The organism is Nostoc sp. DedQUE07, from assembly GCF_034530975.2.
Classification (GTDB): Bacteria; Cyanobacteriota; Cyanobacteriia; order Cyanobacteriales; family Nostocaceae; genus Nostoc.
The window spans coordinates 98,137-123,257 of record NZ_JAVRCC020000006.1 but is presented as its reverse complement, the minus strand read 5'-3'; the positions used below and the strand labels follow the sequence as shown (position 1 = coordinate 123,257).

Here is a 25,121-nt window from a genome sequence, read left to right as displayed (position 1 = left end):
TGCAATGGCATAACAAGTCGATGCAATGGCATAACAAGTCGATGCAATGGCATAACAAGCCGATGCATTGGCATAATATCATGTCCGCCAAATTACCCATAATAAAAGAACCCCACCCCCAACCCCTCCCCGCCTGCGGGGAGGGGAGACAAAGCACAGCTTTGGCGGGGTGGGGTTCTTCGGGTTTAATAAGCAATCAAGCGGACATGATATCACAGGTATTATTTGCTCGATTGATGTAGCAGTTTAAGTACGGAATATTTTATGAAGAAAAAAAAAGGATGGCTATTGACGATACTGGTTGTAGCAGCAGTAGGAATCAGCATCATCACAGGACATATTAATTCTCTAAAAGCTGCTTCACCTTTAGAGAAAGACACGCTGACGATGATTACTTCCCCAGATTATCCTCCTTATGAGTTTTATGATACGAAAGGAGGCGATCGCCAAATCGTTGGCTTTGATATAGATATTGCCAAAACCCTTGCTGAAAAACTAGGGTTTAAACTTCAAATAATGGAATCTGATTTTAATGGATTAATCCCTGCACTTCAAGCAAATCGCGCTGATTTTGTTATGGCTGGGATGACTCCGACTCCAGAACGTCAAAAAAATATTGATTTTTCAATTATTTATTACGAAGCCAAAGATACAATTGTCGCTCCTAAAGGTAGCAATCTCAAGCAACCCCAAGACTTATCACAGAAAAAAGTTGGGGTGCAACTAGGAACGATACAAGAACAAAATGCCCAAAAAATTGCGAAAAAAGTTGCAGGTATTCAGCTAAAGCAACTCAATAAAGTGCCGGAAGTAGTTCAGGAAATCAAATCTGGGCGAATTGATGCCGCAATTGTTGAAGATACCGTCGCTAAGGGATTTGCCCAAGCTAACCCAGATTTAGAATTTAATACTATTCCCTCAGAGGAAGCAAGTGGATCGGCGATCGCTTTTCCTAAAGGTTCTTCTTTTGTAGAACCGTTTAACAAAGTCCTTCAACAAATGAAGGATGATGGCACATTGGCTAAACTAGTCACCAAATGGTTTTCACAGAATACCGCCGCCAATTCTGCATCTTCAACTCCTGCCAAAGGCGGATTGAATCTCGACTTCACCAGAATTCTTCCTGACATTCCCTTTATTCTGCGGGGAATCCCGTTAACTTTGTTGTTTACCCTATTATCTATAACCTTGGGGTTAATCTGGGGAACAATCTTGTCTCTGTTAAAAATTCTCGGCATTAAACCGCTTACCTGGGTTGCTAACGCCTACACCTCTGTTTTTCGAGGCACACCTTTGTTATTACAGTTGGCATTAGTTTACTACGCAACACCCCAGCTTACAGGCTATGACATTTCAGCATTACAGGCTGGTGTGCTAACTTTTACCCTAAATTCTGGCGCTTATATGTCGGAAACCATCAGAGGTGGGATTCAAGCAGTGGATAAAGGACAAAGTGAAGCGGCGATGTCTATGGGTGTTCCCTATTGGTTGATGATGTGGGATGTGATTTTGCCGCAAGCATTGAAGAACATTCTTCCCGCATTGGTAAATGAAACTATCGGATTGCTTAAAGATTCCGCGCTGGTGTCAACGATTGGGGTAGTGGAAATATTACGCAGCGCCCAAATCGTTGGTGCAAACAAATATATTTATTTTGAACCACTGCTATTTGCAGGGTTAATCTACTATGTTTTGGTAATGGGTATGACCTTGGGTGCATCCGCTTTAGAAAGGAGGTTACGAGAAAGTGAGTAATGTAATCATTCGCACGGAATTCTTATCTAAATCCTTTGGTAAACTCGACGTACTCAAAGATATTTCCACTGAGTTTTACCAAGGGGAAGTGGTTGCCATATTAGGCCCTTCTGGTTCGGGTAAGTCTACCTTTTTACGGTGCATAAACTTGCTAGAACAACCCACCAGAGGCAGAATCTACTTTCACGACCGAGAAATTACCAAGCCTAAAGCAAACATTGCTAAAGTACGCCAGCATTTGGTGATGGTATTTCAACATTTTAATTTGTTTCCCCACATGAATGTGCTGGAAAATGTCACCTACGCGCCGATAAAGGTAAAAGGAGTAAACAAGCAAAAAGCAGCAGAACATGGCTTAGAATTGCTGAAGAAGGTAGGTTTAGAATCAAAAGTGTCTGTGTATCCATCCAAATTATCTGGGGGACAGAAACAGCGAGTAGCGATCGCCCGTGCATTAGCAATGGAACCTGAGATGATTTTATTTGATGAACCCACCTCTGCTTTAGATCCCGAAATGGTCAAAGATGTGCTGGAAGTGATGAAAGGTTTAGCGCTATCTGGAATGACAATGGCGATCGTTACGCATGAAATGGGCTTTGCCAAAGAAGTTGCCAATCGGATTATGTTCCTCGATCGGGGAAGTTTAGCAGAAGATACTACTCCTAGCGAGTTTTTCCAAAATCCTCAGTGCGATCGCGCCAAGCAGTTTTTGGAAAAAATGCTTTAGAACATCAGGAATTTGCCGCTTTCTTTATATTCTTGAAACTTTTCTAAAACAGGGCGATCGTTTGGCATTAACGTAGGTAAGTCAGCTAAATCAAAAAATTCCAGCGCCAGCGATTCTCCATCTAAGCAAGCGAGACTGCCTGACCATTCAACGGCTCGCAAAATTAAAATGAAATTTTGGACGCGATCGCCATTGGGATAAGTTACAGTTTCAAAGGCTGGATTGGAAGAAAACCCCACAGCTTCAAAACGCTTAACTGTTAAACCAGTTTCTTCAAAAACTTCTCGTGCTGAACATTCTTCGGCAGAGTCACCTACTTCTGGACAGCCACCAGGTAGCCCCCAAAGTTTGAAATCACTCCGCTTTTGCAACAAAACGCGCCCCAAATTATCCTCTATAATCACACGTGCGCCAAATAATAGAAGTAAGCGATCGCCTACAACTTGTCGTAACTTGCCAAGATAAGAATCTGACCAATTCGCCATAATCTGAGAGAAAGTTTGTAAAGAAAATCTAAAAGTAGCAAACAGCGATCTAAATCTACTTCAGTGTTTTCACGCCAGGGTAGTTAAGAATTTTGGCATCTGAAGTTAACAAAGGACAATCATAAAATCTGGCTGTAGCCACAATAAGTTGGTCAAATGGGTCGTTATGGAAGCCGCTTAATTGAGTTAAATCAATTACTATTAGCACAGATAAATCTAATAGTTGTACTCCTGGATAACTTAAAGCAGCTTCTAGCCATTTATCAATAGCTAAAGGTAAAATTAGTCTCTTTTTCTCTAGCAATTTAGCTACTTCCCAACAAGAAAGAATGCTGATTCCTAAACCGCCAGACTCGTAATCTTGTAACCATTGTCGCTGTTGTTTAGTCAGTCGTGAATCGTTCTGAACCCACCAAACCCAAATATGAGTATCAAGTACAATCATTGCAAAACTTCCCAGTCCTCTAGGGCGACGGGTTCTGTGGGGTCGTCATAACGGTATGGCTGTGTGTTGTGTAATAGATTTGGATTTGTCTCAAATTTGGGTTTTGGCGCTGCTTGGTGGTGTGAAGTTTTCGTTTCCAGAATAATCACTTCCACAGCATCTCCGGCATGAAAGGGTAAACCGCGTAGTGTCAAAGTTCCATCTTCAGTTAAAACGACTTCTATCTTGTGAGCATTCATATTTCGACTCCAAAGGCAAATTTTCAGTCTTCACTAGAATTAGTGTAATTTTGTAACTTAGAGATAGTTTGTAAAGAAACTCTAAAAGTAGCAAACAGCGATCGCCTGAAAACAGGATAATGCAGCTGAACAGGTTAATCCTTCCCATTCAACCTAGAATTATGGCATCTACACCGAAAATCCTCGCCTTTGCTGGCAGCACCCGGATAGATTCTTACAACAAAAAACTGGTAAAAATCGCGGCAGCTGGCGCTAAGGCAGCTGGCGCAGAAGTGACTTATATAGACCTCCGCGATTTGCCCTTGCCTCTGTATGATGAAGACTTGGAAGCTCAAGAAGGACTACCAGCCAACGCCCGCACGTTTAAGGACTTGATGATTTCTCATCAAGGATTGCTGATTGCTTCGCCAGAATATAACAGTTCACTCACAGCAGTTTTGAAGAACGCCATTGACTGGGCATCTCGTCCATATCAAAATGAAGCACCTTTGGCTTTGACTGCTTTTGCAGGGAAGGTTGCTAGTATTATGAGCGCTTCCCCAGGCGCTCTTGGTGGTTTGCGGGGGTTAGTTCACCTGCGCTCTATTTTGGGAAACATCAAAGTTTTGGTACTTCCCGATCAAATAGCAGTACCCAAAGCTTATGAAGCCTTTGATGCTGATGGCACCTTAAAAGATCCGAAACAGCAACAATCTATTGAGCAGTTAGGCGATGGCTTAACAAAGATATTGCTGAAGCTTAACTAAATTCTTCAGGTGTTCAGTAAATAACGAACACCTATAAGTAAATGTTTTAATCCCTAATAGGGATTTAGATAAATTGCAATGAGTTTACCCCATCCAGAAAAACGGGGTCAGGCTGTGTTTCAATCCCTAATAGGGATTTTGATAAATTGCAATTTTTACGATTAGTTTTTGAATATCGCTTAGTTCTGTTTCAATCCCTAATAGGGATTTTGATAAATTGCAATGCGACGTATCCATGAAGTACGAATCTCAAACTTAGTTTCAATCCCTAATAGGGATTTTGATAAATTGCAATGATCGCAACTGCCATGATGTCGCTGCATTTTCCATGTTTCAATCCCTAATAGGGATTTTGATAAATTGCAATATTAACACGTAAAGTCAAGGGCGAGGCTCAAGAAGCTTTTGTTTCAATCCCTAATAGGGATTTTGATAAATTGCAATTCAGATAGTCCGCCCTTTTTGCTCTTAAATGGAGCAGGTTTCAATCCCTAATAGGGATTTTGATAAATTGCAATTGAACGTAATGAGGGGGTAATGAGTGAAGCAGGGCGTTTCAATCCCTAATAGGGATTTTGATAAATTGCAATTCCAATCTAGAATCATCAGAAATAATATTTTCGTCGTTTCAATCCCTAATAGGGATTTTGATAAATTGCAATGATGCCCCGATGTCTGCAATGCCATTGGCAACGCAGTTTCAATCCCTAATAGGGATTTTGATAAATTGCAATCTTACCCTCTATTGCACCATCCCAAAGTCCAGCTAAAGTTTCAATCCCTAATAGGGATTTTGATAAATTGCAATAGCGGGAGCCTGAAAGCCAAGCTGTATTTAGTTTTCAAGGTGCGGTTGCGCGATTATCGAGCAATCATAGCATTAGAGAATTCGTTTGGAAAGAGCGCCAGGAAAATTTAAAGGCTGAAATCGTATTTTGATAAGCATTTCAGGGATTGCGCGGATGAGGATTAGGCGACTAATGGCTTCAAAGCCTTGCTGGAGTTGGGATAGAAGCATTTTTTTTGGCTGTGAAATTTTTACACCTACCCTTCCGCGCATTTGAGAAGCAGAAACCTAGTTAGAAGGAGACTCAGCAAAGAAAATTGTTTCGTCTCGTGGCTGTTCTCCGCCAATGCGTTCGACTTTTCGCTGACAACAGCCACAGAGAAAATAAAAACGAACGCTGTCAGTGTCGGGTTTAATCAATTTGGCTAAACGCGATCGCAGTTTAGCATACTGAGTCAGAGTGATATCACACTCAAATACACTCAGTTGCATCCATTGTCCGTAAGACTTCAAAACCGAATGGATTTTAGTCCGACGCTTATCTTCTGGAATGTCGTAGCTGACAACAATATACATGGGAAAGTAGGGGAGAGGGATAAATTACAAATTACTTGAGAATTAAAGGGGGATATTTATCGATTTCGTTCATCAGGTATTTACTTAATAACCTCGCTTGAATTTCAAAGGATTCTTGGTAGGTGCATTTGTTTCCCATGACTGGATGTTTGAAATTCGATAGTTTCTTTTGTTGGTAGGCGCGAAGAAATGTATGCAGTCCTTCTTTGGTTAAAGACACAGCACCACTGAGCGGTTCGGTGGTAAAGTCAGTTAGGGTGAGCGATCGCTTGTTAATCAGCGACAACACTACAGCATCCACTATTAAAGGACGAAATTCTTCCATCAAGTCTAAGGCTAGGGAAGGTCTACCATAACGTTCAACATGTAAGTATCCTAGATAGGGATCGAAGCCAACAATATTTAAGGCACTTTGCACATCATGACGTAGCAATGAATACCCAAAACTCAGTAGAGCATTAACTGGATCGGTTGGTGGGCGGCGGCGTCTGGCTTCAAATCGAAATTCTGAGGTTTTGATTAGCTGTTGAAAACAACCGAAATAAGCTGCACTACCAGCACCTTCTAAGCCTCTGAGGGAATCAATACTGTTAGTTTTTTCGATTGGTGCGATCGCGTTTTCCAATCGAGTAATATTATTATTCAGGTCAAGATCGGGATGTTCTCGCTGAGTGCGAAGTAAGCTATGGCGGTAATTTTTTAATTTACCTCGCACAAATCCTCTAACTAAATGTATTGCTGGTTCTGATTCTCCCACAGCTTGCCATTGGGCTTTACGAACAAAAATATTTTTAGTCGCTTCTGGTTCTAAACGCCCTAAATATCGTCCGTTTTGTGTAAGAAATGTTAAACAAATGTGACGTTCTAAAAGTTCACTAACGACGGCGGGAGAAATAGTAGCTCGTCCTAGTACTACAATTCCCTCTAGTTTAATTAAAGGAATATCCATGATAGTTTTTTGTTCGGCTTTGACGGTGAGACGTTCGTCAACTTTACCGATAAAAGCATCGGCTTGTGTTACGTAAAGTGTTCCCATGATTTCATCCTTAATTAATTGAAAATTGTCAAACTCAAGTCGATGCAACAAAGGTGCAGCTTGATACATCAAAGATGCAGGTCGATACAACAAAGGTGCAAGTCAATACAACAAAGGTGCAGCTTGATACATCAAAGATGCAGGTCGATACAACAAAGGTGCAAGTCAATACAACAAAGGTACAAGTCAATGCAACAAACATGCAGGTCAATGTAATAAAGATGCAGGTCAAAGGACTTTAAATTTGTCGTATAAATGAAAAATCAGACACAAACAAAGTCCACCTAAGCAAACTTTAGAGAAATTCGCATCAGTTATGTATGTGGATGTAGTAGGAAATTTTATGATCCAAGATAATTTTCAAAAATTAACTTCTTGATAACTTTTGACTTTATCAGTTGCTTTGGGCAAACATTGCGAATAAAGGCTGCATCCTTGGCAGCGTTTGCTGTAAACTGGTTTTGGCATTGCTCCTGTTTCTAGGAGATTTGTGACAGCTTCAATAGTTGCGATCGCACTTTGCCGTAACTCTTGATTAATCTCTACTAATTGCCGTTGATGGGAGTGGGCATAATAGATATATCCAGTGTTAACTGGTTGTCCTGTCATCTCTTCTAAACATAAGGCTTGGGCACAAACTTGCAATTCATCGTTATCCCATTCGCCTTTGCGTCCTCGTTTATATTCCACTGGATAAATTTCACCTGATTCGGCTTCAATCAAATCAGATTTACCGATGAGTTTGTATTGCTCAGACTTTAGCCAAATTGCTCGAACTTGCCAAGTTTCTCCTCGCTGGATATCGCTTGTGGTGTGGACGCGATCGTGTAATGTTGTGCCTTCAATTGTGTATTGATTATCGGTAAATTCTCCTGCACAAAACATCCGCCAACAGCGATGCGGACAATAGGCATATTGATTCAATGCCGCAATAGAAATATATTCAGTTTGATTCATAACTTAGGTGGTTTTTAAATGATTATTGAAATTAGGGAGAATACAGCCGCCGCGTCATTCCCATTCCCATAGTTGTTTTTCTCCCGACACCGCTATACAAAGCAAAATCAGCTAAAGCATTAATTTGCTTAATTTGGATGGGTTCAATTTCTCCCAAAATCTTGTAGTTAACTTCGCCAATAATGCCAATGAATTTGCTGCGAGAATCAGCTAATATTTCTGTGTGAATATTGACAAAAGAAGGAAAGATTGACTCGATCGCAATCTGAGTAAATTCTATACCACTGTACTTATTCCACCGCGAAAGTAGGGAATTGAAAACAGATTCTCTGGTAGGAAGGGTAGTATCATACTGTCCTTGACGGAAGGCGGTAGGCGTGGAAAAGCTAAGGTTAATGGAAGAATTGCGATCGCTAGCTTCTTCGTATAATTGAGCATAAGTACTGGCATTCGCCCAAGGTTGAATAGATTGGGGTGTGCCTTGAATGCTGGTAATATACAAGTCAGCCGGGCCAAGATGCCAAGGGCGATTGGGATTAAGATTTAGCCAAAGTTGGGTAAGTTTACCAAATAGAGTGTCATCTAATAAGGAGATGCGCCACCAACAAGGAGTTCCGGCGGGAATGGGTTGTTGATGTGAGTATTGCAATTTAGCTCCCTTACCCCCCTTCAAAAGGGAGGAATTAATTTGTAAGGGAGAGAGGGTGAAAGCTTTATCAGCAGTGGAATCGTGCAAGCGATCGCCTAATGTGCTATCTACAGAACTAACAAGAGTTAAAAATAAGGCGTGGAGATGTCTACCTGTAAGATACTGTGGTGGAATGGGCGATTGAGGTAGCAAATTCAACACTAAACTATGAGGCATACTTTCTCTTTTTGGTTGTAGACTGAGTGATTCTTGACTCTACAGTAAACTCAGGGATTTCTTGGAGTTCAGTTTCACTCAAACTATACTGTTCACAAACGAGACTTAAGCGATTTCCTGGTGTTTTGACAGCGTTAACCGAATGGGTTAAATCACCTTGAAAGTAAACTAAAGTATTGAATTGGGGCTTAATTTGCCCAAGTTGGCGTTTGTGCGATCGCAAAACCAGTTCTCCCCCTTCCATATCCGCAGGTACGCGCACATAAAGCACACTGACAACCGCAGGCGGTTCAATGGTTTTGGAGTAGGAACGCAGGGAGCGATCGATATGCGGATCGACGCGGGAGCCTTCCTTTAGCTGTAAAGGATTGAGGTAAAAAGCATTACAATTCGGCTGGAGAGCCAAATCGAGGTAAGGTTTGAAGTAGGGAAACTGCTGTTCTACTTTTGCTAATCCAGAACGCTGGAACACTACAGAAAATCCTTTAGTGGCGACAAAATCGCGGTTGAGGTTGTTGATAGCAAAGTAAGGACAAGCTTGGATTTCTCCCCACAAGTTGTTGAGGTAATCGCTGGGGAAGGCGTTGGTTTGTTGTTGGTAGTATTTCACTGGGGATGTGAGAGAAATATGCTTATAAATTGATGTTCTACAAATTCTCGCACCATTGGTGCGAGAATTTAATTACTTATCCTGCAATAAAAACTTCATCATCTGGAAGACGTAATTGTTTAAACTTCATTGCCATTGTTAAAATTCCTGACAAACCTGTAAAAAATCTATATTCTTTCTCCATATCATTACAATCAATGATTATTGGATAAGAAATAATTCCTTGTTTATTTAATTGAAAAATAACAGCAGCATTTGTTATTGGGCAAATAATTACTCCTGGTAAAAGATGTTTATTCAAAGCTTGTATTAGAGGTGTGGGTCGTATTGCTCCTCCAGCACTGCGGATAATTTGACAATTTTTAAAAGCTGTTAGTTTGTTCAGTTCTGTACTGATAAATTCTTGCCAGTTATCAGTATAACGCAATCGAAAACTCAATTGATAAGTTTCAAGAGCGCGACTGGTGACTTCAATATAATCACCATTTTGGATAAATTCGTAATAGCGCAATAGGTGAAAAGGATCTAGTCTTGTTTCCTCTGATTCATCTAAAATAAAACCATGAGGGTCACGAATGGAAAGACTTTCAAATAGACTAGAGCGAAAATCAAATAATGGTGCATAACTGGTACTAAAAACTTCAGCAAATTCTTTTAATTCAGCTATTACACGATCATCTTGTTTAAGCAATGAGTTTACGTATTCTTCTATAGTGGCTCGTCCGGCTTGTAAATCTGCCCAATCTTCACTAAAATTTGCTTTGATAAAAGTTTTAACAAAGGCTTGACCACCTTTAATATACTTCCAATCCTTTTTGATTTCTTTGGGGGTTTTTTTCGCAATAGTTTCAGCACCTCTCAAAAGTTTCATTCTATAGCGATAATCATCCCAAGTTCTGTTTCCGTCAAAAATAGATTTTAGAGTATTGAACAAATCCAAAATCAATTTTTCCTCAGCTAAACCTTCAAGCATTTCTTCCAATTCCAACAAGGGACGGGCAATTTCCAGAAATGCTTCTGAACGCCAGTAAGCTTTTAAAAAAGGCTTATCTAAACAGGGAAGTGTTTCAAGTAAGTCTTTTAGCGCGGTACGTCCCCCAGTAGTATCTAGAGAGGTTAAACCTTCATCCCAAGCGTTAGCAGGTAAGTATGCAATAGCTTCTGAATCAATATTGGTTTCAGATTTACCCAAAACACGCCCTACTCTACCAATTCTCTGCCAAAATGCGGCGCGATCGCGTGCTGAAAAAATCAACCAATCTAAATTTTGCCGTTTTGGTTTAGGATGTCTTTCAAAGTTAAATCCTACATCTACCGTGCTAGTAGCCAAAATGATTTTACATTGCATAGCCCTTTGTCTATCTTTTTTCGGTGCAGGGCCTGTAATACGTCCGATGTCATCACCAATTCCTTGCTGTCGCAGTAAATCTGATAGACGATTAATATTATCAAGAGAGTCCAAAATTACAGCGCCATTTTCATCAGGTCTTTCTCGAAAACGTTGGACAACTTCTGCTGCTAACTCTGCTAACCACTCTTCCTTACTATCTGGTTTTGGTCTTAATTCTAGATTAACTGCTGTTTGTGATGCTAAAAAATTAGTATTACCTGCTTCTCCATCAATTCTTGCTATTCTCACACCAGCTTGTTTTAAATTCTGCAATGCTAATTCACAAGCTGGTTCTGGTGTTGCTGTGAGTAAAACTACCTTGCGTCCGTTTTCAAAAAACCGAAAAACATGAGAATAAGCAAGATAAAACAGCATTCCTACTAGCTGTTTAGCATCATAGAGGTGAAATTCATCAAAAATGACTGTAGAAAATTTGGTGTAAAAACCAGCAGCAATATTGCCTCTATCCAGATTGTTATATGCAAAGAAAGTTGCATAGTAAAAAATATCAGGATTTGTTACCAAAAGAATTGGTGTATTTGCCCCAACATCATTGAAAATTGTAGCGGGATTTCGCAAAACATTATACAGCTTTTCTCCTGAACGACGGCCAACTTTATCGTCAGGCCAGCTTTTAATATCTTTAGCTGAGGCTGATTTCACAACATGAGGTAAATTAGCATCACGAACAAACTGTTTTGCTGCTTCTGTTTGCTGTTCAATTAAAGCATTCGTGGGAGCAATGTAAACAGCACTATTATTCGGTTGATGTTTTAATACTGCTAATCCTGCTTTAGTTTTACCTGTGCCAGTTGGTGCTAAATCAAGGGTAATGTCTGCATCTTGCGATTGTTCAAATACATCTAGTTGGTGTTGAAGTGCATTTTTTATGAAAGATATTTTATCTGGTGATGCACAAGCTGAAATACTGCGGGGTTCTAATCTGATAACTAAGTTTTGATTACTCATTGCTACTTTCTCTACCGCAAAAATGCAAATCTGCTGGTACAATCATTTCTCCAATTTGCCAAGCAGCACCCCGAAAACGAAGATTTTTAATAATGGGTGCAGGAGGAATGGAAATTAAATCGAATGCTAAAGCCTCTATTTGCTGTGGTAAATCAGCAGCATTTAGATAATGTTGACTTTGATATTCAGCTTCTGGTAGTAAAGTCACAGGAAATTCATTCAGCACATTCACCTTTACTTTACTCATGAATTTACCAAGGCGAATATAAGTTGGTAATTGGTGATTTCCAAATACCAAAGTTTGAAATTTGTTTCTGCGTTCAATCATCCGTAATCTTCCAGTTTGCGGAAAATTACTCGGTCTAAATGAATTTGGTTTTTTCCCTTGGCGTTGTAATGGTAAATCTTCCCGCGCGGTAGCAACACGGTTATTAGTCATTGCATACCAGTATGAATCAGAAAGAGCATTGAAACGTTCAAATCTGAATGTAACTCTACCGACTGGTGAAGCTGGTAAGATATAAAAATCATGCGCTATTGGTTGGAAATCTTCTTTGTAGGTTGGTCGTCCTGTAGCCTGACCTTGGAGGCGATAGGGGGAATTTACCTTACCTAAAGCATAAGTAAGAGCATAATTCCCAATTACTCCCTCAGTGTAATAGGTATCAGACAACTCCCTAGAGGCAAAAAAGACTGGCTCAAGACAGTATAATTCAACAAGTTTTGCCTGCTGAAAAGGAATTGTTGACATAACCTAAATCTCTACTTCAACTGGTGTATTCTTGCCTTTCGCCTTAGCCTTTTTCTTTTCAGGTGCAACCTGACGGAAGGATTCATAGGATTGCGTTAAACGCTTAAGAAAATTATCACGTTCAGCTTCTGACCAATTAGTTTCTACATCAGTAACTAAATTTGCTAATTCTTCTTCAGATAGTTGCACAGAAACCCCTCTCTTATTTTTCCAATTAGCAATTACTTGTTTGCTTGCTGTAATTAATTGATTAATATTCAAAGGATGTTCTAAAGGCTTACCTAATACATCATAAGTAGCTTGTACAAGTTCCAGAGAACTAGGAAGTTCGGTAATACTACCAAATACACCTAATATCTCGTTTTCCATGCGTCCAACACGACTGGAAACCGCACCATAACGACTTGTGAACAGAATGTTACCGATGATATAACGCAGTTCATCAGCAGTTACATCTTTTAGGGTGACGACATCCAAAAAATGCACGCCTGGTTTAATGTATTCGCTGGTATTTAAAGCTGTTGAGGCGTTACCTTTTTCATCGCGCATTGTACCAGTTTCGTAGATGGCATTTATGGTGCGATCGCCTACAACATCACTAGCAGGTAAAATACTAAAAGCGTCTTCAGTCCAAATCCGGCTTTTCTGTGCGCCACCCCCACCAGCCGCAAAGCCGTAGAGGAAACAATCTACACACATTTCACAAGGTGCATTAGTATTTAAAGAACAAAGAGAGCCATCTTTAGGGTTAGTGTATAAAAGCTCATGTGCTCTTAAATGTTCTCGTCCGTAGCGTCTTTCTGGTGCTACTTGTTTACGTTTAGTCATTACCAAGCGTTGAATTATAATTTTTTGATTTTCACCCTCTAAACCAGCTTGGACAAATTCGCTACACATTGGTTCACCTGAACCTTCTGTGCGAAAGATAGTTTCAGAATGTGTTGTTCTTAAAACAACTAAAGTTATAAAACGTCCTTTGGGGAAATTCTCATAACTTGTTGCTAGTACCGAGGAAAGTTTTGAAATGGGCATGATGAAAAACTCCTAATTATTTAAACAGTTGTAGTTGTTTCGACAGAATCATCTTCAAATTGATTTTTGAGTTGTTTACGTGCTTCCTCAAGGAAGAATAAATAAGCAGCTTCTAAAGTTTTTTGGTCAGATAAAAACTTTTCAGGGCGTGCTGAATAAACCTCCTCATATAGTTTTCGTAATAGGTCGTAATAACGCTTCACCTGTTCATACTTTGTCGCACCTACACCATGCTCACGGATACGATCTAAGCGAGTATGATATTGCTGTACTAAAGCGGCGAAAATTACATCCAAACCCAAATAAGGCTTTTGAGAACGAATAGCAGCAATAAAGGCTGTAAACGGTTCTGCTTGAGCAGTTCGTTTAAAAGAACTTCCCCAAATTTTTCCCTCTGCTGCAACTTGAGCAGCTTCTCTAAGATATTTAGTTAAGAGTAAGTTTTCATCCGGCATAAAGCTCTCCAGTAAAGTATTTAACGGTTCACAAATGCGACTCCAAATAACACTTAAGTTTGGTTCCTCTTGTTCTCGCAGAGTCCAACGTAGCAAGACATAATAAAGTTCAATTGGTCTGACACAAGCACGAGCCAAATCATACAAACAATCATCAGCTTTCTGAATACTTGCAACAGATGTTGCTAGTTTGCCAATGCAACGTAGTCGCTCAAGAATTTTTTCTGCATCTTGGCGTTGCTGATATTGTCCATTTCCTAATAAAGTTTGCAGTGCAGAAGGAATTCCCTCTATTCGCCCGTAAACCTCACTAGATAACTCCACCTCTAGATTGCTACTCAAGGTAAAAGGAAAGCCAATATCTAAGGACAAGGAAATTTCTAAAGCAAGCCTCAGTGATTTTAGTAAAGCTAAAGAATTATTAACATCTCCCCAAAGTAAAGGAATAATGACAGATGTATGAACAAAATCAGGACGCTTTGGTAATGCTAAACCAACTAATTTGTTAGCTTTAAATTCAAGCTGATTATCTTTATATAATTTCAATTCATCAATAGTGACAGTACCACCTTCAGCATTTGTCGCTGCAAGTTGTTTTAAAAGTCCACGCCAAAATCTCAACAGTTCTGGAGCAGAACCTTTAGGTAATGCTAAGTGCAAATAAAGCGGGTCTTGTTTTTTAACAGCAGGAAAGTTTGCACCGACTGCCATTAATTGGTAAGCTAAAGCTGCAATTGAATCTGCTTGTCTTTTCGGTTCAGCACTGATACCACCTGGTAAGCGGTTAGAAAAAGCTTGTACTTTTGTACCAGGAGGCATATTATCTGAAATTAGCTCATCTATATCAGTAGAAGTAGAACCTAAAGAGCATCTTTGTCTGTGATTTGCTTCTACATAAGCATTTAAATCATTGGCTCCATTTAACCGAATAGCAAAAGGTAAATTTACCATTCGGCTAACGGCTGCAATCATTTCTTCAGATACTTCTGTTTCTTCAGATATTTGTGTACTTTCCTTTCTTAGTTGGAAAGATTCTTGTAGAGCTTCTTTAATACCCTCAATTCCTTTAACAGCAGCCTTAGCAGCAAATAAAGGTCGCCCATATTGACCATTAAATGGCTCAATTGCAGTACGCTGAAGTTTAGATATACCCGTATGATGAGCGATTTTATCCCAAACTTCTTTAGGACTTAATCCGGCTTCTCTATAACTGAGGTAAGCTGCTTTTAAACCTTCAGATATGGCAAATTCTTCTGCATTACTTACAGGGAATAACTGAAGTTCAGCCGCTTTTATTAGTGCATCTGCACCAGCCACTTCACCCCACTTAGTTACATCTTTAGCAATCTTGTCTGATTTATAACCAGCTTTTTTCCTTTCTAAAAGAGCCTCAACATTTACTAAAACTTCCTCAATGTTTTGTTGGATGGCTTGATGAGTAACTTTAATACCATCTTTAGTAGCTCTGACAAGTCTTTCGATATTATTACTAAAAACTTGGTCAATTTTACTTTGCCAAACAGCAGCTATTTCTTTTGTAAAATCAACATTTAGTAAAGCTTCTCCTTCAAAAAGTTCGCCATCAGGGAAAATTGCTAAAGGATTTAACCCATGCTTTTGCAAAACTTCTTCGCAAGCACCCAGCAATAGGGCTGTAATATAGCCTTTATCCTCAGAGATACTGATTCTAAAAAGATTACAGCTTCGCCCAAAAGCAACGGTTAATTCTTTTTCCAGTTTGCGAAAACGTTGTGTATCTGGAATTCCTAAATCAAACAAGTCCGCAGCTGTAAGCATCGCCGCCCAACGTTCAATATTTGGGTCTTCTGGTAAAAATCTTGCTCCATCGCTGACGTTATGACCTGAATGGCGCTCAATTAGCTTTCTGACTAACTCCAAATCATCCTGTGAGATAACAAAGCTAAGTACACAAGCCTTTTCAAGTTGTTCTCGTAAAAACTCCTGATTTCTAGCCAGGGTTTTAACATTGCGTCCTTTGGTATCTAATTTATTCAGGTCATGTACAGCAGTTGCGGCTAGTAGCAAAGGTCTTTTATCTTCTGGAACTTCTGCTATTCGGCTGACTGTCAAAATGAACTGACACGCAGAATCGAGGTGTTCTGCAAGGGTTGTACCCTTTCTTACGCCGTACTGATGATGATATGCATGATTTTCGTAAAGCTGGGGGCGAATTTCACTGAAATAAATCTCCTCCAAAGTTTTGGGAGGAGCATTTAAAAGCCGACTGCGCTTAATCATATTGAGAGATATAAATTGTAAATAGATTTAATACCAAACTCAGTCTCACAAAGTGGTCAACAAACACCATAGTCTGTCTTAATTTCTTGTGCCACTAGCACGAGTTTTTATTGAATGAATTTTCAAGCCCTATTTTCAGGTGGGCAAATTCTAACTCTATCTAATTCAGCAGTTACAATTGCACCAGAGAATAATTCGTTTCCGTAAAGCTGAAGTACCCGCAAACAAACTATTGATTGTTCTGTGGTTGAGAGATTAACTAAGCGCAAGATACCACAGTGAGGATTTCCCCGCAAAATTGCTAACTCTCCAAAATCTTTATCAAGGGTGACTAAAATCCTACCTTCACGATAGGCTGTTGCTAAAATTTCTTCGTCACCTCGATCTTTTGGCCAATCTCCAGACCAAACTACATCATGCCCAGCCGTTTGTAAATCGGTACGCACCCTAGCATTAATGCAAGTATCTAGTAATATTTTCACCTTGGAGACTCTATGAATAAAGGTTCAACTCGTTCATGACCAACTAACCTTCGTGCATAGACTAAACAGGCTTGTACATCTTCCCGTTCTAACCAGGGATAAGCTTCTAGCAAAGTTTCAATAGTATCTCCTACTGCTAACATTCCTAAAATATGTTCAACAGCTAGGCGACGACCTCGAATGATGGGTTTACCGCCAAAGATTTGGGGGTTAAATGTAATTCTTTCTAGTAATGTTTGTTCGTTCATGGTTTATACGATGACCTCTAATACAAGGTTTATCGAAACAAATATTGGAGTTAAGGGAAATTCTGGACAGTTTATTTTTGCAAACAAATCCCTATCAGGGTTGGTCAGCCAGAGTTACTCTCAGGCTTTTTTAATGTCTTCTTTGATAACCCCATTGCAAGAGCATCAAAGTAATGTGATTACACTTCCCTTAATGAACACAATTATTTCTATCTGTCCATGCACTTGAGGTTAATATCCTGATTTACAATTACAAATAGAAGTATGGCACAACTAAATTAAAAGTGCAAGTACATTTTGGGAATGCCGAGAAAAAAAGAAACAATTACACTGTCAATTCCGCCAGGAACTAAGGAACAACTAGAAGCGATCGCTCGCCAACTCAATATCACTTGGGGCAAAGAACCCAGTATTTCGGGCTTAATAGTGGCGATCGCACAACAATCTGTAGAGGTCGGAAAGCCTTTCACCCTTGACTCAAACCAAGTTAACGCTTTACACAAAGCTATCAAAGCTCTGAGTGATGCAGGTCAGATAGGGGAAGCTCAAACTATACTTACACTTTTGTTAGAGCGTAGTAATATTGAAGCTCCCTTGCGTCAATCGCTGATGAAACAACTAAGTCAACCTGCTCCTGCATGGCGAATTCAAATTGAAGAGTTAATCAAGAGACAACAGCCTTTCTACCTTGTTTATCAAAACTCTCAAGGTGATGAACTAGCATATACAGTTCGCTATGCTGAAGTTCGTTTCTTTGAGAGACGTTTTTACTTAATGATTTGGTGTGAAGAAACTCAAGACGTAGAAAACGATATTCCTGATTTGCCAGAACTATGGCACAATCGGTGCTTGCGTCTAGACCGCATCGAATCAATGGCAACTATACCCGCCAGTGGAAATTGGCGTGGAGAACTAGGTTATCTAGAAGTGCACTTGCATTTTCGCCAAGGCTTAGTTAAAGCCTATCAACCTAAAGAAGATGACATTAAAGATGAAGTTATTGGAGATGTTCGCCAAGTCGTGCGGAGAGTAGTTAATGATTTTTGGTTGATTCGAGAAGTATCGCGGTATTGGGAAGATTGCGTGATTGTATCACCTGAGAGTCTGCGCGATCGCCTTAAACAAAAACTCCTCACCTTATGCCAGTTATACGATATCGAAACCAGGAGTTAAGTCTTGTGGGATAGGCATCTTACCAAAGATACGCTAGAACCTATGAAAATAAATCGGTTCGGCAGGGCATAAATCCTCATACCCGATCAAATTAATCTCCTATTTACTGAGGGCTTTGCCAACCCACGCGATCGCTAGCCAGGCGAAGCAGCGTCTTCCAGTTAAAAAAATAATCCAATTGTAGGGGCGCAAGGCCTTGCGCCCCTACAAATATAGAAATAATTAATTTGGGATAATTTATTTTTTGCAAGTCCCTAAGAGACTATTATGTTCCCGGACGAGAGCGAATACGATCGGGTATATGATGGCGATCGCCTAATATTTCTAACAAAGGGCCATTAACGTCAAATTTAATCATACTTACCGACGCGACCAAAATATTCACCCGATAGCGATAGCGTCCCAAATCAATTCCCAGTAAACTGCAAAGCATAATCCGAATCGTGGCTTTATGGGAAACTACTAAAACATTACCTTGGGGATGTTTTTCTTGAATTTCAGCAATTACAGGCATAGAACGGTTAGCAATATCTACCGCAGTTTCTCCACCTAGTGGTGCATTCCAAGCGGGTTCTGTCACCCATTTTAGATAGTTTTCTGCGTAATTCTCTTGGGCAAACGATTTACTCTTAGTTTCCCATTCGCCGTAACTACCTTCTCTAAGTCCGTCACGCAACTGCATATCTATACCGATAGCATCACAAAATGGCTTGGCAGTTGCAATTGTGCGCTTCATCGGGCTAACATAAACCCCTTCCCACTTTAATTGTTGATAAACATCGGCAAAAGCGGATGCCATCTGCATCCCCTCTGTTGTCAACTCCGCATCAGTTTCACCGCAGAAATTACCACTTTGACTAAAGGTAGTTTCTCCATGTCGCAGTAAATATAAATTGAGTGTCATAGCTTGTATGCGATTGGGATAAAGGAGTTTGTGCAAAGACAAAATACCATCAATCTCGCAATCGAGTCTGTGACATCAGGACAAATTCAGGAGGCAGGAGGCAGGGGGCAGGAGGCAGGAGGCAGGGGGCAGGAGGTAGAAGGCAGGAGGGAACCGATGTTTAAAAACGTGGGATTATTGAAGTAAGGACGCCGCTAGATGCTCCACTTAGGGCTTTGCCCAAGACCGCACTGGCTCGGCACTTTTTGCGACGCCGTGTCACTAGTTTTGCACTTTATTTAATCCGCATAGATTATCGTAAAATCTGGTCAATCATCCTATTGGCTTGCGAATCGTAACTACCGCCAAATAAATTGAAGTGATTCAAAATGTGATACAGGTTATAGAGCGTTTTTCTTTGCTCATAGCCTGCATCTAACGGAAACACCTCGTTGTAACCCTTATAAAACGCTGCGGGGAAACCACCAAATAATTCGGTCATGGCGATATCAACTTCTCTATCCGCAAAATAAGTTGCTGGATCAAATATCACTGGTTCTCCCGATGCAGTACACCCAGCATTTCCGCCCCATAAATCGCCATGTACTAAAGAAGGTTGCACGTGACGATCCGCCAATAGTTCAGGGATAGTTGCTAGTAACTTGTCTTGTTGAGGAAAATTACCTCCCCGTCGTCTTGCCAACTGAAATTGATAACCCAGGCGATATTTAATATAAAATTCCGTCCAGTCTGCTGTCCAAGTATTGATTTGGGGTGTGGAACCAATGGTATTGTTAATTTTCCAACCAAAAACTTGACTATTGCTAGCTTTGTGCATCACTGCTAACTTGCGTCCCATTTCTAGCCACGAATTGCTATTACCGCTACCAAGTTCCAACCATTCCAGGACGATGTAGCTAGAATTATCAGCAGTACCCCAGCAAATTGGTTTGGGGATGCGAATACTAGCTGTTGCTAGCATTTCCTTTAAACCCAACGCCTCAGCTTCAAACATTGCAACTTGGGATGCAAGGTTTTGTTTGACGAAGTAGGTTATCTCACTATTAGAGACAGCATAACCTTGGTTGATGCACCCGCCACCAACCGATCGCCGTTGCTGACTCTGAAATTTTTCGCCAGTCATCTGACTAATATGGGTGTCGATTTGAGTCCACATGATTCAATTGGGGAGTGGGGGATGAGGGAGCAGGGGGAGCAGGGGGAGCAGGGGAGCAAGGGAGCAAGGGAGAAGTTGCAGTAAGTCTTTCCCCTCTGCCTCTTGTGCCCAATGCCCCATGCCCTATTCCCAATTTTTAATTTTTAATTTACGGCTTGACAAAAACTACACCATAAGCATCTGGAGATAGATACTTTTTGGCTGCTTGCATCAAGTCTGTTGCATCTTGGCTCTGAATTATCGCCGGGTAGTTAAAGGCGGGTTCCAAATTTCCCACCAAAGACTGATAATAACCATACAACCCAGAGCGATCGCTTGGTGTTTCGTTGCCAAATATAAATTTGTTAGCTACTCGCCGCCGTATACGCGCAATTTCTAATTCTGTTACCAACTCTGTTTGTAGTTTGCTAATGTGTTGAGCGATCGCATTCTCTACAACTGGTAAATTTTCTACTGCGCATTTAGCGGAAATATAAAATACCCCTTGTAGCTCGTTGCTCATGTTGCTCACAGAAATTGAAGAAACTAATCCCCGTTCTTCCCGTAAATCCCTTACCAGTCTTGATGTCCGTCCGTGTCCTAAAATTCCGGCTAAAACATCTAATCCATAGGTACAATCTAACTGAGTCATTCCGGGAACCCGCCAAACCATTACTAGTCTTGCTTGTTGCAGACTTTCATCAATAAATTCTCGACGAACAATTTCTGTAAATGGTGATTCAGGATTCAGGGGGGAGTGGGGAGTAGGGAGTGGGGAGTGGGGAGTTTTAGTGGCTTCTGTAAATCCTTTTGCAACAGTTGCGATTAATTCTTCTACGGGCAAATTGCCCACAGCCACAGCCGTAATTGACTGGGGTTGATACCAATCAGCATGAAAATCTCGCATCTGCTGCGGTTTAAGTCCGGCAATCACCGATTCTGGCCCCAATACCGCACGACGATAGGGTAGATAATCAAAAGCTGTCTCCATCGCCCGCCGATATGTACGCCGCTGGGGATTATCCTCTGAACGCCTAATTTCTTCTAAAACTACCAATCGCTCGCGTTCAAAGGCATCATCAGGAATACTCGCATTCGATACTACATCTATTTGTAGTGGCGCAAGCTCGGCAAAGTCTTTGGGGGCAGTAGTTATATAGTAATGAGTATAATCTTGGCTCGTAGCGGCATTGGTAACAGCACCCCGCTCTTCAATTCGATGTTCAAACTCGCCGCTTGCCAGTCGTTCTGTTCCTTTAAAAATCATGTGTTCTAAAAAGTGAGCCATGCCGTTAATGGCATCAGGTTCAACAGCAGAGCCAACTTTTATCCATAAGTTGAGGTTTACGGCTTCAACTGGCATTTGCTCGGCAATGATTGTCAAACCATTGGGCAATTGGTGCAGCGTCGGAGCATTGAGACGGGGAAATTTCCGCAGGGTTGAGGTCATTGCTACTTGTGTGTGAGGAGCATATTACTCTCTTATCTTATCTGCGACTATAAAATAAACACTGCGATCGCTTCTCTACAAAAAAAGAAGCGATCGCATTAGCAAGATACGCAAAGAAGACTTGACAGCTTGTGTACTTCATCAACTTGAAATTAGCTGTATATACCCGAAACATCTATCCAAAGTTTTGAAACGCTAGATAAATGCCAACTAGACACGCACTCGAAAGCAATGTTTGATTAACATACATAGAAATCAATACCCTCTTAGAGTTGATAAGGGCTTTACTTATAAAAGTTAGCAGAAGTAAGTTTCTTAATTTCTGCTTAACTATCTATATTGATGCAATACCCAGTCTCCTATCTGTCATATCTATCGTTTCGATCGTATCTGTCATATCTATCGTTTCTGCGATCGTATCTGTCATATCTATCATTTCGATCGTATCTGTCATATCTGTCGTTTCTGCGATCGCCAACTGAAAACTCAGCTCGGCAACCATTTTTCACCCAAATACGATTTCTCCGATAGCCCCAATTTCCTCTACAACTGGTGTTAGACAATTGCCTAACAAGCCTCACTCTGCCTCTTGTATTTACCGAACAAGTATTCCTTCGATTATTTTGGCTTGCACAAGTTATTATCTCGTCAGCTGAAGCTGGGGCAGCAATACTCAAAAGTGTACCGATACCAAGACTAGCAACCAGAAAGGTCGCAGCAATTGTGGGAAGGCGCATAATCATAATAATAAAATGCTAGATTTCTTCCAAATCTCAGAAACAAAAACTATAGTAATTCTAGCAAATTGCATTCATAGCCAATGCATAAATCAGATTAAATGCAAAAAATATTTGCACTTTTAACTTCATCAAAGACAACAGCTTCTATCAAGCACTTAAGCATTGCAAGGGTTTTAACTATACCTATGCTACAATATCTATTTCAAACGTTATACAAAAATGGATACTATTAATTTTTATAAAGCTTTAAGAGGTGAAAAACTATCTAGTTCAATTGGAGATATTACATTTACAACCCATTATGTTGGGGAATTAATTTTAACTTCAGGAAGATTAGTAGCTTGTGACCCACTTGCTTTTCCTGATAGTGAAGCTTTTCAAAAGTCTTTACCAATTGGTAAATATCCTGTTTTATTAATTGTTGCTCATTATCCAAGAAATAATGACCAAAGAGGGGCTTATGCCATAATTCGTATTAGCGAAGAAAGTCCCATAAATTGGAAATTAGGTATTTGCTCTGATGAAGAACTAGCTTCGCTTACAGAAAATGACACCTTGGGTTATCCAGTTGATTCTGGAGTTGGCTGCTTTATGGATTTTGATGCAGTAAAGATTCTTGATGATTCAATATACTATGCATACATTGCTAATCCCCAAGAAGAAAGCTTGATAGACCTGATTCAAGATGAATTAAGAAAAAATTACAGACCTACATGGAAGTGGGCAAATATTTGTATAGATAAATCTACCCAATTAAATATAATTGCCTTTTCATCAGGGTATGGAGATGGTATTTACCCAACCTACTTTGGATACGACACCGAAGATAAAATTGTTAACGTTGTCACTGAGTTTTGAATATTAAAATCATCAAAATTGCCGTTGGATTATACAAGTAGTACTCCAACCCAAAGAGCGCAAAAGGTTTGTTTTGCTTCCAAAACACTGGGTGATAGAGCGCACCTTGGGTTGGCTTGTTTGGTATCGGCAACGAAACAAACGATATTGCTGTTTATGCCGCCTAATTGGATAAAGTCGAGTTAAGACTTTGGTTTATAAGTCGAAGCAACGTGTAATTCTTTCAACTGTTTAGCATCTACACTCGAAGGCGCATCTGTTAACAAACAACGTGCTTGTTGTGTCTTTGGAAAAGCAATGACATCCCGAATGGATTCTTCTCCAGCTAGCAACATTACCAAACGATCTAAACCGTAGGCGATGCCACCATGCGGCGGTGTACCATATTCAAATGCTTCTAAGAGAAAGCCAAATTTACTTTGTGCTTCTTCAGGAGATAACCCGATCGCTTCAAACACTTGCTGTTGAATTTCTCGCTGATAAATCCGCAGACTTCCGCCGCCAATTTCTACGCCGTTGAGTACCAAGTCGTAAGCTTGGGCGCGTGCAGTCTTTAAGTCGCTCAAATCATCAGGATGTGGTGCTGTAAACGGGTGGTGTAGTGCTTCTAGACGTTTTTCGTCAGCATTCCACTCGAACATCGGGAAATCTGTGATCCACAGCAAGTTAATTTTTTCGGGATCGATTAAGTTAAATTCTCTAGCGATCACTTGTCGTAATCTATCTAAAGTTTTATTAACTGTAACAGCTTCCCCTGCCCCAAACAATAGCAAATGTCCAGCTTTTGCACCTGTACGGCGCAAAATTTCTTGTTTTTGTTCTTCACTTAAGTTGTCTTTAATCGCGCCAATAGTATCAATTTCGCCATCATCTCTGACGCGGATATAAGCTAAACCTTTCGCACCGGCTTCGCTGGCTTCTTTAAATAAATCGCCACCTGGTTTAATGCGGACATTAGAAATTACATCGTTACCGTTGGGAATGGGCAGAATTTTGACGATACCACCATTGGTAACAGTGTCCCGAAAGACTTTGAAACCAGAGTCTTTGACGATATCTGAGACATCAACTAATTCCAAACCATAGCGTGTATCTGGTTTATCACTACCATAGCGTTCCATCCCCTCAGCATAAGTAAGACGGGGGAAAGGACGCTGTAACTCAATGCCTTTAACTGTTTTGTAGATATGGCAAACTAAATTCTCATTTAGTTCGATAATTTCTTCTTGGGACATGAAGCTCATTTCCATGTCCAACTGGGTGAATTCTGGTTGTCTATCGGCGCGTAAGTCTTCGTCACGAAAGCAACGGGCAATCTGATAATATCTATCTAAGCCAGATACCATCAGCAATTGTTTAAATAGCTGGGGTGATTGCGGCAAAGCATACCATTCACCAGGATTGACGCGACTGGGTAGAACATAATCCCGCGCTCCTTCTGGAGTAGAACGGGTAAGGATTGGGGTTTCGACTTCGATAAAACCTTCCAAATCTTCTAGATAACGACGCATGGCTTTGACAATTTGATGACGTAGTTGCAAATTTTGCGCCATACGTTCGCGTCGCAAATCCAAATAACGATATTTCAGCCGTAAGTCTTCTCGTACTGTTTCGGTATCAGCTACAGAAACTTGGAAAGGTAACTGTTTGCGAACAGCATTGAGTAGTTCAATTTTATCAGCGTAAATTTCTACCTCGCCTGTGGGGATGCGGGTATTCAACGATTCTTCGGGACGTTGTGTTACCCTACCAGTGATTTCGACAACATATTCATTTCGCAGGGCGTTCGCATATTCGTAAGAATCTGGGGTGCGTTGCGGATCGCTGACGATTTGGACAGTTCCAGAGCGATCGCGTAAATCTAAAAATATCACACCACCATGATCGCGGCGACGGTCTACCCATCCGTAAAAGGTAACAGTTTCTCCAATATGTTCTTTTCGGAGTTCGCCGCAATAGTGAGTTCGCATAAGTCTTAGTTATTGTTTCCGGGCTAGATTGGCAAGAAAATGTCAAAGCCTTCCCATTATCTAGCATCAATAGTAAT

Annotated in this window: 24 protein-coding genes, 1 pseudogene and 1 CRISPR repeat array; of the genes and pseudogenes, 5 read left to right on the top strand and 20 right to left on the bottom strand. The window is 40.5% G+C overall.

Translation table 11 applies throughout. From position 1 onward, the window contains the following. Positions 1–264: 264 nt before the first annotated feature. The gene (locus RMZ95_RS07075) at positions 265–1,755 is read left to right on the top strand and encodes an ABC transporter permease subunit (protein WP_322684391.1); all 1,491 of its coding nucleotides are present in this window, start codon (positions 265–267) and stop codon (positions 1,753–1,755) included. Further along, positions 1,748–2,482 (top strand): amino acid ABC transporter ATP-binding protein, encoded by a 735-nt coding sequence (locus RMZ95_RS07070; RefSeq protein WP_322684390.1) that lies wholly within the window; start codon positions 1,748–1,750, stop codon positions 2,480–2,482. Before RMZ95_RS07075 ends, RMZ95_RS07070 begins: the two co-directional genes overlap by 8 nt. Here the strand turns inward: RMZ95_RS07070 and RMZ95_RS07065 are convergent. The 3 genes from RMZ95_RS07065 to RMZ95_RS07055 are packed head-to-tail and all read right to left on the bottom strand — an operon-like array spanning position 2,479 to position 3,651. After that, complete coding sequence (locus RMZ95_RS07065) at positions 2,479–2,967, bottom strand: NUDIX hydrolase (protein WP_322684389.1); 489 nt, start codon at positions 2,965–2,967, stop codon at positions 2,479–2,481. The genes RMZ95_RS07070 and RMZ95_RS07065 overlap by 4 nt on opposite strands. Before the next feature lie 55 nt (positions 2,968–3,022). Then, on the bottom strand, positions 3,023–3,412 hold the full coding sequence (locus tag RMZ95_RS07060; RefSeq protein WP_322684388.1) for a type II toxin-antitoxin system VapC family toxin: 390 nt from the start codon (positions 3,410–3,412) through the stop codon (positions 3,023–3,025). After that, on the bottom strand, positions 3,409–3,651 hold the full coding sequence (locus RMZ95_RS07055) for a hypothetical protein (RefSeq protein ID WP_322674758.1): 243 nt from the start codon (positions 3,649–3,651) through the stop codon (positions 3,409–3,411). The genes RMZ95_RS07060 and RMZ95_RS07055 overlap by 4 nt, the downstream gene beginning before the upstream one ends. Positions 3,652–3,812: 161 nt before the next feature. On the opposite strand from RMZ95_RS07055, the gene RMZ95_RS07050 reads away from it, so the two are divergent. After that, complete coding sequence (locus tag RMZ95_RS07050; protein ID WP_322691611.1) at positions 3,813–4,397, top strand: NAD(P)H-dependent oxidoreductase; 585 nt, start codon at positions 3,813–3,815, stop codon at positions 4,395–4,397. A gap of 43 nt (positions 4,398–4,440) precedes the next feature. Continuing rightward, positions 4,441–5,205: a CRISPR direct-repeat array (repeat unit 37 nt; unit sequence GTTTCAATCCCTAATAGGGATTTTGATAAATTGCAAT). Positions 5,206–5,472: 267 nt separating this feature from the next. On the opposite strand, the gene cas2 is transcribed toward RMZ95_RS07050, so the two are convergent. The 11 genes from cas2 to RMZ95_RS06995 all read right to left on the bottom strand — a co-directional run bounded on the left by cas2 (position 5,473) and on the right by RMZ95_RS06995 (position 16,814). Beyond that, a complete protein-coding gene (gene cas2, locus RMZ95_RS07045) occupies positions 5,473–5,760 on the bottom strand; it encodes a CRISPR-associated endonuclease Cas2 (RefSeq protein WP_322684386.1) in 288 nt (95 codons plus the stop codon). Between the two features lie 31 nt (positions 5,761–5,791). Beyond that, on the bottom strand, positions 5,792–6,796 hold the full coding sequence (gene cas1d / locus RMZ95_RS07040; RefSeq protein WP_322684471.1) for a type I-D CRISPR-associated endonuclease Cas1d: 1,005 nt from the start codon (positions 6,794–6,796) through the stop codon (positions 5,792–5,794). A gap of 360 nt (positions 6,797–7,156) precedes the next feature. Continuing rightward, on the bottom strand, positions 7,157–7,753 hold the full coding sequence (gene cas4 / locus RMZ95_RS07035; protein ID WP_322684385.1) for a CRISPR-associated protein Cas4: 597 nt from the start codon (positions 7,751–7,753) through the stop codon (positions 7,157–7,159). A gap of 31 nt (positions 7,754–7,784) precedes the next feature. Then, complete coding sequence (gene cas6 / locus RMZ95_RS07030; protein ID WP_322684384.1) at positions 7,785–8,618, bottom strand: CRISPR-associated endoribonuclease Cas6; 834 nt, start codon at positions 8,616–8,618, stop codon at positions 7,785–7,787. Then, positions 8,608–9,228: a 2OG-Fe(II) oxygenase gene (locus tag RMZ95_RS07025; protein WP_322684383.1), complete on the bottom strand. Its 621-nt coding sequence runs from the start codon at positions 9,226–9,228 to the stop codon at positions 8,608–8,610. The genes cas6 and RMZ95_RS07025 overlap by 11 nt, the downstream gene beginning before the upstream one ends. 76 nt (positions 9,229–9,304) lie before the next feature. Next, positions 9,305–11,587: a type I-D CRISPR-associated helicase Cas3' gene (gene cas3 / locus RMZ95_RS07020; RefSeq protein WP_322684382.1), complete on the bottom strand. Its 2,283-nt coding sequence runs from the start codon at positions 11,585–11,587 to the stop codon at positions 9,305–9,307. Beyond that, on the bottom strand, positions 11,580–12,338 hold the full coding sequence (cas5d, locus tag RMZ95_RS07015) for a type I-D CRISPR-associated protein Cas5/Csc1 (RefSeq protein ID WP_322684381.1): 759 nt from the start codon (positions 12,336–12,338) through the stop codon (positions 11,580–11,582). The genes cas3 and cas5d overlap by 8 nt, the downstream gene beginning before the upstream one ends. Before the next feature lie 3 nt (positions 12,339–12,341). Beyond that, positions 12,342–13,370 carry a type I-D CRISPR-associated protein Cas7/Csc2 gene (gene cas7d, locus RMZ95_RS07010; RefSeq protein WP_322684380.1) on the bottom strand — a complete coding sequence of 343 codons (1,029 nt, stop codon included), beginning with the start codon at positions 13,368–13,370 and terminating at the stop codon, positions 12,342–12,344. Between the two features lie 20 nt (positions 13,371–13,390). Then, positions 13,391–16,084 (bottom strand): CRISPR-associated protein Csc3, encoded by a 2,694-nt coding sequence (locus RMZ95_RS07005; RefSeq protein WP_322684379.1) that lies wholly within the window; start codon positions 16,082–16,084, stop codon positions 13,391–13,393. Between the two features lie 122 nt (positions 16,085–16,206). Next, positions 16,207–16,566 (bottom strand): DUF5615 family PIN-like protein, encoded by a 360-nt coding sequence (locus tag RMZ95_RS07000; protein ID WP_322684378.1) that lies wholly within the window; start codon positions 16,564–16,566, stop codon positions 16,207–16,209. Further along, complete coding sequence (locus RMZ95_RS06995) at positions 16,563–16,814, bottom strand: DUF433 domain-containing protein (protein ID WP_194144152.1); 252 nt, start codon at positions 16,812–16,814, stop codon at positions 16,563–16,565. Before RMZ95_RS06995 ends, RMZ95_RS07000 begins: the two co-directional genes overlap by 4 nt. A 303-nt stretch (positions 16,815–17,117) precedes the next feature. Between RMZ95_RS06995 and RMZ95_RS06990 the strand changes: the two genes are divergently transcribed. Further along, positions 17,118–17,987 carry a helix-turn-helix transcriptional regulator gene (locus RMZ95_RS06990; RefSeq protein ID WP_322684377.1) on the top strand — a complete coding sequence of 290 codons (870 nt, stop codon included), beginning with the start codon at positions 17,118–17,120 and terminating at the stop codon, positions 17,985–17,987. 265 nt (positions 17,988–18,252) lie between these two features. On the opposite strand, the gene RMZ95_RS06985 is transcribed toward RMZ95_RS06990, so the two are convergent. The 5 genes and pseudogenes from RMZ95_RS06985 to RMZ95_RS06965 form a co-directional block, all read right to left on the bottom strand. Beyond that, a complete protein-coding gene (locus RMZ95_RS06985) occupies positions 18,253–18,891 on the bottom strand; it encodes a histidine phosphatase family protein (RefSeq protein ID WP_322684376.1) in 639 nt (212 codons plus the stop codon). 292 nt (positions 18,892–19,183) lie between these two features. After that, positions 19,184–20,047, bottom strand: a complete 864-nt coding sequence (locus tag RMZ95_RS06980) for a fructosamine kinase family protein (protein ID WP_322684375.1) — start codon at positions 20,045–20,047, stop codon at positions 19,184–19,186. Positions 20,048–20,195: 148 nt separating this feature from the next. Beyond that, positions 20,196–21,476: a pitrilysin family protein gene (locus tag RMZ95_RS06975; protein WP_322684374.1), complete on the bottom strand. Its 1,281-nt coding sequence runs from the start codon at positions 21,474–21,476 to the stop codon at positions 20,196–20,198. A gap of 334 nt (positions 21,477–21,810) precedes the next feature. Further along, entirely contained in the window at positions 21,811–21,978 is a 168-nt protein-coding gene (locus tag RMZ95_RS06970; protein ID WP_322674744.1) for a hypothetical protein, read from the bottom strand. A gap of 7 nt (positions 21,979–21,985) precedes the next feature. Next, positions 21,986–22,213 (bottom strand): annotated as a pseudogene (locus RMZ95_RS06965) (DUF3011 domain-containing protein); the annotation flags it as partial. Positions 22,214–22,435: 222 nt separating this feature from the next. Here RMZ95_RS06965 and RMZ95_RS06960 point away from each other — a divergent pair. After that, positions 22,436–23,074 carry a DUF4241 domain-containing protein gene (locus RMZ95_RS06960; protein WP_322684373.1) on the top strand — a complete coding sequence of 213 codons (639 nt, stop codon included), beginning with the start codon at positions 22,436–22,438 and terminating at the stop codon, positions 23,072–23,074. A 182-nt stretch (positions 23,075–23,256) separates the two neighbouring features. Here the strand turns inward: RMZ95_RS06960 and aspS are convergent, their stop codons facing one another. Then, complete coding sequence (aspS, locus tag RMZ95_RS06955; protein WP_322684372.1) at positions 23,257–25,044, bottom strand: aspartate--tRNA ligase; 1,788 nt, start codon at positions 25,042–25,044, stop codon at positions 23,257–23,259. Positions 25,045–25,121: the final 77 nt, after the last annotated feature.